The organism is Metabacillus rhizosphaerae, assembly GCF_037201795.1.
Taxonomy (GTDB): domain Bacteria; phylum Bacillota; class Bacilli; order Bacillales; family Bacillaceae; genus Metabacillus; species Metabacillus rhizosphaerae.
The window spans coordinates 5,566,647-5,581,136 of the sequence record NZ_CP147403.1; the positions used below are offsets into that span (position 1 = coordinate 5,566,647).

11 protein-coding genes are annotated in these 14,490 nt (G+C 36.9%); 1 reads left to right on the forward strand and 10 read right to left on the reverse strand.

What is annotated here, in order from left to right; all coding sequences use genetic code 11:
- Positions 1-104: 104 nt before the first annotated feature.
- The 3 genes from WCV66_RS26330 to WCV66_RS26340 all read right to left on the reverse strand — a co-directional run bounded on the left by WCV66_RS26330 (position 105) and on the right by WCV66_RS26340 (position 2,710).
- The gene (locus WCV66_RS26330) at positions 105-824 is read right to left on the reverse strand and encodes a YebC/PmpR family DNA-binding transcriptional regulator (protein WP_338787459.1); all 720 of its coding nucleotides are present in this window, start codon (positions 822-824) and stop codon (positions 105-107) included.
- A 142-nt stretch (positions 825-966) separates the two neighbouring features.
- Entirely contained in the window at positions 967-1,959 is a 993-nt protein-coding gene (locus WCV66_RS26335) for a lipoate--protein ligase (RefSeq protein ID WP_338787461.1), read from the reverse strand.
- 13 nt (positions 1,960-1,972) lie between these two features.
- Positions 1,973-2,710, reverse strand: a complete 738-nt coding sequence (locus tag WCV66_RS26340) for an MBL fold metallo-hydrolase (protein ID WP_338787462.1) — start codon at positions 2,708-2,710, stop codon at positions 1,973-1,975.
- A gap of 292 nt (positions 2,711-3,002) precedes the next feature.
- On the opposite strand from WCV66_RS26340, the gene yhfH reads away from it, so the two are divergent.
- Entirely contained in the window at positions 3,003-3,137 is a 135-nt protein-coding gene (gene yhfH, locus WCV66_RS26345) for a protein YhfH (RefSeq protein WP_066336679.1), read from the forward strand.
- A 175-nt stretch (positions 3,138-3,312) separates the two neighbouring features.
- On the opposite strand, the gene WCV66_RS26350 is transcribed toward yhfH, so the two are convergent.
- The 7 genes from WCV66_RS26350 to WCV66_RS26380 form a co-directional block, all read right to left on the reverse strand.
- Positions 3,313-4,332: a LacI family DNA-binding transcriptional regulator gene (locus WCV66_RS26350; RefSeq protein WP_338787463.1), complete on the reverse strand. Its 1,020-nt coding sequence runs from the start codon at positions 4,330-4,332 to the stop codon at positions 3,313-3,315.
- 197 nt (positions 4,333-4,529) lie between these two features.
- Positions 4,530-6,752 (reverse strand): YhgE/Pip domain-containing protein, encoded by a 2,223-nt coding sequence (locus tag WCV66_RS26355; RefSeq protein ID WP_338787464.1) that lies wholly within the window; start codon positions 6,750-6,752, stop codon positions 4,530-4,532.
- A 73-nt stretch (positions 6,753-6,825) separates the two neighbouring features.
- A complete protein-coding gene (locus tag WCV66_RS26360) occupies positions 6,826-7,398 on the reverse strand; it encodes a TetR/AcrR family transcriptional regulator (RefSeq protein ID WP_338787465.1) in 573 nt (190 codons plus the stop codon).
- 496 nt (positions 7,399-7,894) lie between these two features.
- Entirely contained in the window at positions 7,895-9,364 is a 1,470-nt protein-coding gene (locus tag WCV66_RS26365) for a protein adenylyltransferase SelO (RefSeq protein ID WP_338787466.1), read from the reverse strand.
- A gap of 499 nt (positions 9,365-9,863) precedes the next feature.
- Complete coding sequence (gene hemH / locus WCV66_RS26370; protein WP_338787467.1) at positions 9,864-10,802, reverse strand: ferrochelatase; 939 nt, start codon at positions 10,800-10,802, stop codon at positions 9,864-9,866.
- Between the two features lie 65 nt (positions 10,803-10,867).
- Positions 10,868-11,920 carry a uroporphyrinogen decarboxylase gene (gene hemE, locus WCV66_RS26375; protein WP_338787468.1) on the reverse strand — a complete coding sequence of 351 codons (1,053 nt, stop codon included), beginning with the start codon at positions 11,918-11,920 and terminating at the stop codon, positions 10,868-10,870.
- A 325-nt stretch (positions 11,921-12,245) separates the two neighbouring features.
- Complete coding sequence (locus WCV66_RS26380) at positions 12,246-14,384, reverse strand: PBP1A family penicillin-binding protein (protein ID WP_338787469.1); 2,139 nt, start codon at positions 14,382-14,384, stop codon at positions 12,246-12,248.
- Positions 14,385-14,490 lie beyond the last annotated feature (106 nt).

Consider the following 14,490-nt stretch of genomic DNA (forward strand, 5'->3'; position numbering starts at 1 on the left):
ATAAGGTCAGTTAAGTATTTCTTTCATAGTTATATAGTAAAGCAAAGGGTCAGCACCCCGTTGATTAAGAAAAACAATACGAAGGAGAGTGCTGACCCTTTTGTTTATTCACCTAAATCCACATTGTGGTACACTTGCTGAACATCTTCTAAATCCTCTAATACGTCTACTAATTTTTCAAATTGTGCTTGAGCATCTTCTGGAAGTGATACGTCATTTTGTGCAAGCATTGTTAATTCAGCTACTGTAAATTCAGTAATGCCAACATTTTTGAATGCTTCTTGCACCGCACGGAACTGGTCGGGTTCAGCGTAGACGATAACTTGTTCATCTTCTTCTAAAATATCACAAACTGTAACATCTGCTTCCATTAATAGTTCTAGCACTTCATCCTCAGTTTTCCCTTCAATTCCAATTACTGCAGTAGCATCAAACATATATGCTACAGAACCACTTACACCCATGTTTCCACCATTTTTACCAAATGCAGCACGCACATCTGATGCAGTTCGGTTCACGTTATTAGTTAGTGCATCCACGATAATCATTGAACCACTAGGACCGAAGCCTTCATAACGTAACTCATCAAAGCTTTCCTCCGATCCGCCTTTTGCCTTTTCAATTGCACGGTCAATAATTGTTTTCGGTACACTATACGTTTTTGCACGCTCAAGAACGATTTTCAATGCCTGATTCGATTCCGGATCTGGTTCACCTTGTTTCGCAGCTACATATATTTCTCGTCCAAACTTTGCATAGATACGACTTGTATTTGCATCTTTTGACGCTTTTTTTTCCTTAATATTATTCCACTTACGGCCCATAATGAACACTCTCTTTCTACTTTGAATCTAAGATTAAAGATTACTTTTCACTAGGATATATTATACCTTAATTAATGCATCTTTTGCAGTGATAATCAACAGCCAAGTTTAACAGAGCCTTTATATAAAGTAGGCCCTGACCTTAATAAATAAGATTTATAAAATCTGCTTTTTCGATATTTCCAAAGTATTTCTGTACATCTAAATCATCTAATGCTTTTTCGAGGTCTGCCTTTTCGTATCGAGTCCCCATCAACGTTTTTTCAACCTCATCCACATCACCAACTCCAAAAAAGTCACCATAAATCTTACAGTTTTCGATTATGCCCTTTTGAACTTCTAGTCGAACATCAATTTGTCCAACAGGGAAGCGGTGTGAATGTTGATAGTTAAACTTTGGAGATTTCCCATAGTTCCAATCCCAGTTTTGGTAGCGTTCTTTAGAAATTTCATTGATTTTCTTCCAATCTTCCTCTGTTAAAACATATGTTGGTATCTGATCAACACCTTCAAATATATTAAGAAGTAATAGCTTTCTAAATTGTTCAATTGTAATTTTCTCATCTAAATACTCAACTATATTTGCAACACGACTTCTTATTGATTTAATACCTTTAGACTCAATTTTGTCTTTCTTTACTTTCAATGCGGAAACGACACTATCTATTTCTGAATCAAATAATAGCGTCCCATGAGAAAACATTCGTCCCCTAGTGGAAAATTGCGCATTTCCAGAAATCTTGCGACCGTCCCCTGCAATAATATCGTTTCTTCCGCTCATTTCAGCTTTCACACCAAGCTTTTCAAGTGCCAGGACCACTGGTTCAGTAAATTTTTTGAAGTTATGAAAGCTTTCACCATCATCTTTCGTGATAAAACTAAAATTCAAGTTGCCTTTATCATGGTATACAGCACCACCACCTGAAAGCCTTCTTACAACATGGATCTTTTGTTCTTCAACGTAAGTAGTATTAATTTCTTCAATCGTATTTTGATTTTTTCCAATGATAATGGATGGTTCATTTATGTAGAACAATAAATAGGTTTCATTTGGATTTAAATATTTAACCGCATATTCCTCAATTGCTAAATTTATTCTAGGATCTGTTATGCCGTTATTATCAATAAAAAGCATGTAAATTCCTCCATTACTTTATACTCCACTCATACCCTGAGCTTGCGAGTACAACCTGTCCAGTGTACAGTTCTTTTGCTTCTTTTACTAATTGATCGTGTTCACCGAAATGAGGTAAATGAGTTAATAGTAATTGCTTTACTCCAGCACCTTTTGCAATAGTTGCTGCCTCTTTACTATTCATATGGCCGGCATTTGTTCCATCTTGATTTCCATAAAAGCTCGATTCTGCAATCAGTAAATCTGCACCCTTAGTAAATGGAATAAACGTTTCTTGAAAGCTTGAATCAGCCGTATACACAATCGTTGATTGCTGATCGGTAATCCTCATCGCAAAACAAGGAGCCGGATGGATTGTACGTAAAAAGGTTATCGTAAATGGCCCAATTGTTAATGACTGATTAGGGTCATATTCTTTTCCCGTTGTTGCATTCTTATAGGTAAGCTTCTCAAATTCCTCCCGCTCTAATGTATGAGCATAAATTGGTATGTTTTTTTGGAATCCCTTAATGAATGATGAAACATAGCTTGCATATTGTAATGGTCCAATATCTGCAACATGATCATGGTGATAATGAGATAGAATAACCGCATCTAAATCATCTATTGCAATTGTCTCCTGAAGCTTTGACAAAACTGCACTTCCACAGTCAACTAATAATCGAAAGCCGTTTGATTCAACTAAATATCCTGAGGTTGCTTCATTTACTCCTGGAAACCCACCCCAGTAGCCTATAACCTTAAGATTCATGTGCTCATCTTCCTTTCAAATTCCCTATTTCCCTCAATATCCCCATTATACTAAACGACTATGACGAATTCACTTGAACGACCTTAGAAATAACTATTGTAATGTTCTTTCTGGCTGTTTATATTATCAAGCTATTGCAGAAAATTGTTCCACATTGTATAAAGTGCAAAATACCTTTTTTAAACACGAAAAAGTTCCTTTCTCCTCGAAAAATTGTTACAAAACAGTTATTGACGAACTAGTGCTGTTATAATACAATAAGGGTAACAAATGACAACGGAGGGGATTCCAAATGATCATGAAATTAACTGAATTTTTCAGAAACTTACCGAAAAAACAATGCAAAGAGTGTGGAAATGAAATTGAAGAACAGCACGAATGCTATGGTAACACATGTAATGAATGTCTACATGTAACAGATCTTTAAAAAGATGATCTGTACTAATACAATTTAGAAAAAAAGTTAGCACACACGAAAAAAGATTGCCTCAAAAACAAAGGGTCTGATCCCTCCAACATAGTATATAGCCTTTCAATTTGTTGAAAGTTACTATATACAAGTTACGTTTGGATGGGTCAGACCCTTTTGAGTCAACCTCTTTTTAAAATGTCGCAACTAGCTTTCTTTTCATCCTTGTTGAGTCACGTACAGCTAACTTAGAAAAAAACTCATACTTTTCGAAGGAACGGTATTGTTTTTTATGTATTTTCTCATAAATTACCTCCATCGATTTTAATGCCATTTCTTCAACAGGCTGTATAACTGTAGTAATCATCGGATCCAAAAGCTCTGTAATTTCCATGTCATCAAAACCAACAACAGCTAGTTCCTTTGGAATGCTCCATCCTTGTTTTTTAGCTTCAGAAATAATTCCTGCCGCAACATGATCGCCTCCGGTAAAGATTGCTGTTGGAATAATCTTCATGTTTGCTATCTTTCTAAAAATTCGTTTACCGTCCTCAACACTAGAAACATTTTCAAAGTAGAATTTCTCTTCAAAGAAGCAACTTGCCTCTTCTAACGCGCGTTTAAATCCTTGCTCCCTTGCCTTCATTCCTTCACTTACAATTCCATTTGAACAATAAGCAATATGTCTATGACCCCTTTCAAGCAAATGCTTGGCCACGATATAGCCACAATTTGCTTGATTCATATACACCGTTGGAATTTCAGCATTCTCTACAATCTCATTGCAAAGCAAGATTGGACCATAATTTAAATAAGACTCAATAATTGACCAGTCATTTTCAAATGAAGTCATGATAACACCATCAACTTGCTTTGTTTTAAGGAGATTTAAATAGTTTCGTTCCTTTTGTTTTGAGAATTGTGTTTGACAAATGATTAGTTGATAGCTTTTTGCAGAAGCAGCCATTTCTAGTCTTTCGAGAAGTTGACTGAAAAACGGTGTAGATATTTTCGGAATTAAGACAGCGATAATGCCTGTTTTTTGATTCCTTAAGCTTCTTGCAGCAGAGTTTGGTACATACCCCAAATGTTCCATCGCCTGCTGAACAAGCCTCTTTTTCTCAACTGAAACATAGGGATGATCATTTAAGACTCTTGACACAGTCGTCCTTGATAACCCTGCTAGTTTCGCGACATCTTCTATGGTAGACAAATTTCTCCCTCCCCATGGCTCTATATTGCCCACCTTGTTCGACACCTGAAAACGTTTTCATATTAAAGTATATGAAAATATCATTTATTTTTCAATCCTTTTTTAATGACAATTTAAACTTACTACTAATAGTCTATTAATTCTATCCTAAAAAAGAGGTGATGATCATTATTATTCACCACCTCTACTTGTATTGTTTATCTAGTTTCTGCTGTTAGTTTTGTATCAGTTCTTTTAAGTTTCAAAGTAAAGTAAATGATTGTTCCTATCATTGTACATAATAAGAATCCGACTAAAACAAGAGCCTGTGACCACATAAAAGCAAAATCACCACTAGAAATAATTGCTTTAAACCCAGCTACTGAATACGTCATTGGTAACCAATGATTTATTTCCTGAAATACATTTGGAAGTAACTCTAAAGGAAATGTCCCTGCGCTTGTTGTTAATTGAAGAATTAACACAATAATTGCAATAAATCGTCCTGGATCAGCCATTGATGTTACCAATAATTGAACGATTGAGATAAACGTTAAACTTGTCAACATACTAAAGAGAATAAATAATCCAACACTTTGCACCTCAATACCTAATCCGTATAAAAGAATAAGATCGGCAAGTATTGCTTGGATCACTGCCACACTAAATAAAATACTAAATTTGCTTATAAACCAAGAAAATCCTGATTTAGGTACATCTGATGGTTTTCGTAGTGGAAAGACAACTGTCAAAAGCAGTGATCTAACAAATAATGCTAACGATAAGAAATACGGTGCAAGACCAGTTCCATAGTTGGGTACCTCTGTTAATTCTTCTGTATTTAACTTAACTGGATCAGCGACCATATCATATATTTCGTCAGATCCTTTAGCATCCTTTGTATCTTCAGATGCTTCTCCTAGCTTCGTTGAAAGCTCACTTGTTCCGTCTGAAAGCTCTGTTAAGCCTTTATCAATTTGATCAGCACCATCTGCTAGTTTCACAGACCCGTCTTCTAAGGCAACAGAACCATCAGCTAACTGACTAATGCCATTTTCTAGCGCTAACCCACCATTTTTCAGCTGAGTTGTTCCTGCTTTTGCTTCAGCAATTTTATCACCGAACACACTAAGACCATCTGTGATTTGTGATTGCCCCTCCTGAACCTGAACTGCACCATTATATAGCTTTTCTTGACCCTCAGTTAATTGATTTATTGCATCCTGTACAGAAGCAGTACCTTCATAAAGCTTTGCAGTACTAGTTGGTAACTGAGCCACATTCTTGTTGAGATCATTAGCTCCTGCAGATAATTCACTTAGGCTTGCAGATAGTTCTTTCCCACCTTGATCTAAAGCATTGAGAGCTTCTGCTAACTTAACTAATTCTTGTTGCTTTTCTTCTGGGAGGGGCATTCCCTGTAATTCTTTGAGCATATCATTTACTTCATTTGTCACTAGAGATAAATTTTCTGACAAAGCAGCAGCACCCACACTTGCAGAATTGCTTCCATCTGCCAGCTGTTTTGTGCCTTCAGCTAGTTTAGGTGCACTACTTTTTAGTATTTCCGTACCATTTGTTAAGTTTGGTAGAGCAACTTGTAATTCCTTCATTCCTGATAGAGAATCATTTAACCCTGTTACTAATTGTGATGTCCCAGCTTCTGCTTTAACAGATCCGTTATATAACTTCTCTTGGCCTTGTTTCATCCCACTCAATCCATTATCTAAGCTACTTACACCATTTGCTAGCTTCGAAGAACCATTTGATGCTTCCTGTAGCCCTTCCTTAAAAGTAACAGATTTTGTCACTAATTCATTAAGGCTTTCATCAAGCGTGCTGGAGCCTTCTTTTAGCTCTCCGACACCTTCGTTAATTTGATTGGCACCATCACTTGCCTCACCAATTCCGTCTGCCATTAACTCAATGTTGTCAAAAATTGTTTCAGCATAGGTTTTTGTTATTGCAGTGGCAACCTCTTCTTTTATTTTTGCAATAGCACTTTCACCAATTTGCCCTGAAATAAAGTTATAGCCTTTATTCGTTTTAAAAGAGAGCTCTAGATGCTGTGGATTTTCATCTTGTAATGTTGTCGCATTGCTAGAGAAGTTTTCAGGTATTTCAATCATCATGTAATAATCATGGTTTTTAAGACCCTTTTCCGCTTCCTCCTTATCAACAAAACGCCATCCAAACTTCGCACTTTCCTTTAAGTTCTCTACAAGTTCATCTCCTACATCAAGCTCTTCCCCTTCATATGTTGTTCCCTTATCATTATTTACAACAGCAACAGGGAGTTGATCAAGCTTTCCATAGGGATCCCAGAAAGCACTAAGATATCCGCCACTGTACATTAATGGGATAAATAGTACCCCTATTACCGCAATAAGAACCTTTTTATTTTTAAAGAGCGCATTCCACTCTTGTTTAATTAATGACATTTATACAACCTCCTATATTACAAAATGACCAAATCATTCATTTAGTCATTCAGTATCAAAAAATATAGGATTATCAGATCGACAATCCTTTAAGTAAATACTGTTCAAAAACTTGAGCAATTTTTTCTTTTTCTAGTGGTTCATGCTGTTTTTCCCAATCAAATATAAGTGATACATAAAGCTTTAATAAAATAAATGCTGTTAGCTCTGGATCACATGATTTGATATCCTTATTTTCAATAGCAACGATAATTTTTTGCTTAATATAGTTTAAAACCATCTCTTCCACCTTTTGGACACCCTCATTAACCGTTGGTGTTCCTAGCTCATTGCTTTCTTGAAAAATTTTAATTGTTAATTGGTGCGTTTTCCGAAAATCCAAGATACTATATAACGCTCGGTGTACATTTTCTAAAAAAGGGAACTGTGGATCAAATGCACTCTCTGCAACTTCTTTCATATCAAAGAGTAGTCCTTCAATAATTTCAGAAAATAATTCTTCCTTGTTTTTATAAAAAGTATAAATAGTTCCTTTTCCTACATTAGCTAGCCTCGAGACATGATCCATTGTTGTTGCTTTGTAACCAAATTGTGTAAACGATTTAGTTGCAGCATCAAGAATAAGTTGCTTACGATTTATACTCAAATGATTCACTCCTATAGACAAAATGACCAAATGAACATTTTAGTCATTTTTTATAAAAGTAATATATCATGATATTACCTTATTTACAATAACTGTCTCCAATTTAACAATAGTCTTATTTTTAAGTTGGAGACAGTTATTCAAGAGCTTGTAGCTAATTAGTTTGCTGATGGAAATATCTTCGAATTAAAATAATGCTACCAATGGGTAGCATTTTCTAACTGTTAATATAATTAAAGGCTGTTTTCGCAAACTTTGTTGCTTTTAAAATAGTATTGGGTTGGTTGATTGGCGCTACAGGATGCTCGCTTTCCGTGGGGCGGGCGATGAGCCTCCTCAGCGCGAAGCGCCTGCGGGGTCTCATCTGTCCCGCTACTCCCACAGGAGTCTCGCACCTTCCGCACCAATCAACCTAATCAGTTTTGTTAAAAAACAACAATCTTTTAGAAAAGAGCCTAATTAAAAAACAGAAAGTGCCATCCCTACTCCCCTTATATTATGTACCACAAAAGGTTCGGTAAGGAGTGGTTGTTTGCGCAGGCAGTGTGGAGTACTCAGCCTGTTCGGGGGAGTGCGCATAGGGACTTGATAGAACATCAAGTAGCTTCTCCATAACGCTGTAGTCCCCTTTATTCTCTGCTGCCTCTAGTGCAGCTTCTACTCGGTGATTCCGAGGAATTAGTGCCGGATTGCTGTTTTGCATCAACTGCTGCTGTGAGTCCTTCGATTCCTGCTGCCTACTTAGTCGCGCCTGCCACTGCTCATGCCACCTAGCAAATTCTTGGCTCCCAAACATGTCTGTTTCCTCATGACGATCAAAAGTTAATGCGCGGAAAGTATTCGTATAGTCCGCACGATATTTCTGCATCAAACTTAGAAGATCTTCAATAAGTGATTCATCCTGCCCATCCTCGTTGAATATTCCTAATTTTGCTCTCATTCCAGTGAGCCAATAAGTTTGATATAACTTAGTAAAATTTGAAATCGCATCCTGGGCTATTTTGACTGCCTGCTCCTGATCGTCATGCAGCAACGGCAATAAGGTTTCAGCAAATCGTGCGAGATTCCATCCGGCAATATAAGGCTGATTGCCATAAGCATAACGACCTTGAGTATCAATGGAACTGAATACCGTTTCCGGATCATAGGCATCCATGAAAGCGCATGGACCATAATCAATGGTTTCTCCACTAATAGTCATGTTGTCCGTGTTCATCACTCCGTGAATAAAGCCAACTAGTTGCCACTTGGCAATCAACTCAGCCTGACGCTTGATTACTTCTTGAAGCAGCGTAAGGTATCGACTCTCACCAGCTTCAACATCTGGAAAATGGCGCTTTAGTGTATAGTCAGCCATGATCTGGAGATCCTCGACTGTACCCCATTGTGCAATATATTGAAAAGTACCAACGCGCAGATGACTAGAAGCTACACGGGTCAGAATTGCCCCAGGGAGTTCCCTTTCACGGATTACTCTATCACCTGTTGTTACCACTGCTAGACTACGGGTGGTAGGAATACCGAGTGCATGCATTGCTTCGCTGATAATGTATTCTCGTAGCATTGGTCCAAGCGTCGCTCGACCATCACCCCCGCGGGAATAGGGCGTTCTACCTGAACCCTTGAGTTGAATATCAACACGCTCACCTAGCGGAGTGATTTGTTCGCCAAGCAGCAGAGCCCGGCCGTCTCCCAACATATTAAAATGCCCGAATTGATGCCCCGCGTAAGCTTGAGCAAGTGGTGAAGTACCTTCTAGTATTCGGTTTCCACCAAGCACCGCTACTTCATTCTCACTTCGCAACGCCTGCACGTTCAACCCCAGAGATGTTGCCAACTGATCATTAAGAATGATCAACTTCGGTGACTGCACAGGGGTTGGGTTATGGCTAGTGAAAAATAGTTTCGGAAGACGAGCATAACTATTCTCTAAGTTCCATCCCGTATCAATTATTTCTTTTGTCATCGTATCTCCTCTTCTTCTTTTGTCTTTTTGTCTCCTAGTTTTTCATGTACATAAAACAAAAATAATTGGCATTTTAAACTTTTATACATTCGATTAATTAAGCATTTATTTTAGTGTCAACTTCTGCCACTTTATTATACCCTTCTACAAAGAATGCCCCCTTTATATATTTTGGGTATGTAGGTAATATATTGAGATATAAACTGTTAACTTAAAGTTCATGTTATAAAGCAATCTCACCGTTGTAATATAATAATCTCCAGCACCTATAAATAATTATAAACAGAAAGAGGCTGGGACATAACTAAATTGACCATTCTTAAAGCCGAATAACTTTTAATTTAATTAAGCGATATAAATAAAAAACCCAAACTATTACGAAACTCTAAATTAGAATTTCGCATGATAGTTCGGGTTTTTCTTTGGCTGAAATACTTTTGTCCCAGCCTCTTTCTTTTAAAATATTTACGAACCTAACTTAGCAAGGCATTCGTTTTATTTAAACAATAGTACTCTGCTTCAACTGTTTCAAAACAACAGTTCCAAGACAAGAAATAAATTCATGTCTTGCATTTGGCATTTCCGGGCGATAATAACTCGCTCCTAGTTCATCTGTTACAACCTTACATTCATAATCATTGTCAAATAATACTTCAAGATGATCTGCAACAAAACCAACTGGAATATACACAAATGTTTTGTGACCATCTTTATATAAATCTCTTGTTAAATCTTGAACGTCCGGTCCTAACCATGGCTCTGGTGTATTACCAGCACTTTGCCAGCCAATGACATAATCTTTTACTCCTGCCGCTTCTGCGATTAAGTCTGCTGTTTCTTGTAATTGCTGTGGATATGGATCACCATGAGCAATGATTTTTTCTGGAAGACTATGCGCTGAAACAACAAGTACAGCTGTTTCTCTTTCAGAAGGCTTCATGCTTTCGTATGTTTCTTTTACCCTGTCTGCCCAATAGGTAATAAATTTCGGCTCTGTATACCAGCTCTCAACAGAAGTAATTGTTATACCCAGCTTATCTGCTTCTTCTTTCGCACGCCCATTATATGATTTAACACTAAAGGTTGAAAAATGTGGAGCCAAGACGATGCTCACTGCTTCAGTGATCCCATCTTCATGCATTTGCTTTACAGCGTCTTCGATAAACGGTTCGATATGTTTTAAGCCAATATAGAGCTTAAATTCAGTCTCATCCTGGATGTTGTTTAAGTGCTGCTCTAGCTTTTCTCCTTGTTCAACTGTGATTTTTGCTAGCGGGGAAATTCCACCTATTGCCTCATAACGATCTTTTAAGTCCTGAAGCATTTCAGGCGCAGGTTTGCGACCATGTCGTATATGTGTATAATAACGTTCAATGTCTTCCTCTTTATAAGGCGTTCCATATGCCATAACTAATAGTCCCATTTTTTTCTTACTCAAAATGATTCACCTCTAGTTTGTTTCTTATTCCTCATATCATTAAGTTATTAATTTCACAAAAAATATTAAATGCTTACTTTTGCTTTCTTAGAATAGTCATGAATAAAAGTTGTTAATTTCTTAAGATTTTCAGGATTCACTTGTGGAAAAACACCATGTCCAAGATTAAAGATGTATCCATCCTGCTGCATTCCTTGATCTAAAATCTCTTTCGCTCTTTCTTCAATGACTTCCCATGGAGAAAGTAAAATAGCAGGATCAAGATTACCTTGAAGAGTTTTCGTTAGACCCATCGTACGTGCTTCTTGGATAGGAAGTCTCCAATCAAGTCCAACAACATCTAAAGGTAAATCATGCCATTCTTTTGCTAAATGACTTGCACCTACTCCGAACATAATTAACGGTACGTTTTCATTTTTTAACTCACTAAAAATTCGTTCCATCGTTGGCTTAATATAATAGCGGTAATCTGCTACATTAAGTGCACCAACCCATGAATCAAAAATTTGAATTGCTTTTGCTCCTGCATTGATTTGTGCTTTTACATATGTAATGCTCATTTCAGCTAGCTTATCCATTAACGCAAACCAAGCTTTTGGCTCTGCATACATAAATGCTTTTGTTTTGTTGTAATTTTTTGAAGGACCACCTTCAATCATATAGCTAGCTATTGTAAAAGGTGCACCAGTAAATCCAATCAAAGGTACTTGAAGCTGTTCCTTCGTTAAGAGCTTGATCGTATCTAGTACATATGGAACATCGCTCTCAGGATCAATTTCTCCTAACTTTTCAACATCACTTAATGAACGAATTGGGTCATCAATGACTGGTCCGATCCCAGATTTAATTTCTACATTTACACCAATCGCTGGAAGTGGAGTCATAATATCTTTGTAAAGAATCGCAGCATCGACATCATACTGTTCTACAGGCAACCTCGTTACATACGCACATAGCTCAGGCTGATGTGTAATTTCAAAGAGGCTGTATTTTTCCTTTATCGCACGATATTCAGGCTGTGATCTCCCTGCTTGTCTCATATACCAAACCGGAACATAGTCCGTTTTTTCCCCACGACACGCTTTTAAAAACGTATCATTGATTTTCTTTTCAGCCATCCAAAAAGTCCACCTTTCTATTAGAAAAACTTGGCTTATCGCCAAGTCCTAATGGCGAAAGCCTTAGTTTTACTTATACTATCAACCATAAGATATAAATTTTGATAGTTTAAAAAAAGGAGAAAAGCCCCTTTATCAAATAATACTAATTATAATGTAATACTAATTCTATATTAATTCCTCAACACTTTCAACTATAACGTTTTCAAGTAATGTTGTATAGCTTAGATGAGCAAATGTCGAAAAATAGTCGAAATAACTTTTTCCTTAACAAATCTTATATCAGGGATAATGGCCCCTTCAGAAGAATACCTACTTTATCTCATTAATTAGAAGTAAACAAACTAGGTTTAATGAATTGTTTAGGCTCCCCTTCTTCATGTGTTTGGACATTATATGGTGCAACCTTATACGTACTGTTTGAAAACACATTGACATAAGGAATTTCAAAAACTCCTTCACCCGTAACCTTTCCAACAAGCTTTTGCTCTTTTTCTGTTTGTTCATAGATTCGATATTCAACCCGTTCATCTCGCTGTGCTTCCCATTCTAATGTTAACGTAATTAATCCAAGTGGCTTAAACGTATACCTTGCATCAACCTGTTCTATATCTTTAATACGGATTGGACTATCTAAGTCATTTACACCCTCTGGGACTTTAAATGCTACGTTTTGATCCCACTTTGCCTCAGTTAAGATATCTTTAAACAACTTAGTAGCATATGAACTTCCATTTTTCAGATAATGGTTTTGATCTGTTTTATCGTATCCCATCCAGAGTGCCCCAACTACATTTTCAGTAAACCCAACAAACCATGCATCCTTTGCTGCTCCTTCTATTGCAGAATATGAGGTTGTCCCTGTTTTCCCTGCTATTTCACCTTGAAATACACCATTTTTTGCTGTACCATCACTTACAACATGCTGAAGCATTCTTGTCATATCCCATGCAGTTTGTGGGGAGTACACTTGTGGGGAGTACAGAAGGTTTTCAGCGATTATCTTTCCTTCTCTATTCGTTATTTTTTGAATAATGTGATGCTCACTGAAGTTCCCACTTGATGTAAACGTTCGATAAGCATTTGCCATTTGAATTGGTGTTACACCTTCAGATAACCCACCTAGCGCAATTGCTAATCCTTCGTCTTTAATCGATATCCCAACCTCTTTTAAATACTCCTTACTTTTTCCAATTCCTAATTCAGATAAAGTCCATACAGCAGCTGCATTTTTAGAGGAGACAATTGCATCAAACATCGATACCTTTCCAGCATACTGATTATCATAATTTTCCGGTTCGTAATCCCCATACTTAAGCCTTTCATCCTTAAGCATAGAATAAGGATGAAATAATTTTGTTTCGATCGAAGGTGCATAAACAGCAATTGGTTTAAATGTAGAACCTGGCTGCCTTGTCACATTTAGTCGATTCAATCCTTTTGGAACATAATCACGCCCACCGATTGCAGCTATTACTCCCCCCGTTTTATTATCAAGAAGAATAAACGCACCTTGTGCAAAAGCATCTGTACCAGGAAAGTATTCCTTCTTTTGAAACAATTCATATGCAGACTTTTGAATATTTACTTGAAGAGGTACTGTAATGGTGTATCCTCCCCTTAATAATTCTTCATTAGATAGAGCATACTTTTCTTTTGCCTCATCAAAAACCATATCAATATAGGTTGTTAACCATGGGCTTTCCTGTTTCTTGTTTACTTGCAATTTCACCGTTTTCCCTTGTGTTCTTACTACTTCTTCATATGTTATATATTTTTGATCACCCATTAAACTTAAAATGACATTCCTACGGTCCTTACTTTTATCTACATTGGCAATTGGTGAGTAGTTTGAAGGTGCCTTAGGTATACCTGCTAATAAAGCTCCTTCCTCAAGTGTTAGCTCTGACACATCCTTATTAAAGTACAATTTAGCTGCAGACTTAATTCCATATGCCCCATGTCCAAAGTAAACTTGATTCAAATACATTTCTAATAACTTTGATTTACTATACCTTTTCTCCAAATTAATCGCGATAATCGCTTCTTTCGTTTTACGTAAAAGCGTTTTGTCATTTGTCAAAAAGATATTTTTAGCTAATTGCTGAGTAATTGTGCTACCACCTTCAACCTTCCCCCCTGCAAGGATATCCTTATAAAGGGCTCTTCCGATGGCTTGAACATCAATTCCATAATGCTCATAGAAGCGTTGGTCCTCAACAGAAATAAACGCCTGCTGCACATAGTCTGGAATCTCAGAAATATCAACAAGTTCACGATTCTCTATGTAAAGCTTTGTAATCTCATTACCCTCTATGTCAGTTAGTTTTGAAGCTGTATCCATCACTAATTTTTCTTCATCCAGCACGTAATTCCCCATGAAAATAATAAATAAATAACCTAAGAAAGCGCAGATTACTGTTAGTAATAAAGTTAGTCCAGATAATAAAAGTTTCTTTTTCATACAGATCACCCCTTTATATCTTTTAGTATTGTTAATAATAGCCAGGTATATGTGTGAAAAACACTAAAATCGGGAAAGGTTGAACAGTAGTTGGTATACTGAAGGG

Excerpts from the sequence above, each read along its gene's own strand:
- WCV66_RS26330 (WP_338787459.1), bottom strand. The coding sequence starts at position 824 with ATGGGCCGTAAGTGGAATAATATTAAGGAAAAAAAAGCGTCAAAAGAT.
- WCV66_RS26335 (WP_338787461.1), bottom strand. The coding sequence starts at position 1,959 with ATGCTTTTTATTGATAATAACGGCATAACAGATCCTAGAATAAATTTA.
- WCV66_RS26340 (WP_338787462.1), bottom strand. The coding sequence starts at position 2,710 with ATGAATCTTAAGGTTATAGGCTACTGGGGTGGGTTTCCAGGAGTAAAT.
- yhfH (WP_066336679.1), top strand. The coding sequence starts at position 3,003 with ATGATCATGAAATTAACTGAATTTTTCAGAAACTTACCGAAAAAACAA.
- WCV66_RS26355 (WP_338787464.1), bottom strand. The coding sequence starts at position 6,752 with ATGTCATTAATTAAACAAGAGTGGAATGCGCTCTTTAAAAATAAAAAG.
- WCV66_RS26365 (WP_338787466.1), bottom strand. The coding sequence starts at position 9,364 with ATGACAAAAGAAATAATTGATACGGGATGGAACTTAGAGAATAGTTAT.
- hemE (WP_338787468.1), bottom strand. The coding sequence starts at position 11,920 with ATGGCTGAAAAGAAAATCAATGATACGTTTTTAAAAGCGTGTCGTGGG.
- WCV66_RS26380 (WP_338787469.1), bottom strand. The coding sequence starts at position 14,384 with ATGAAAAAGAAACTTTTATTATCTGGACTAACTTTATTACTAACAGTA.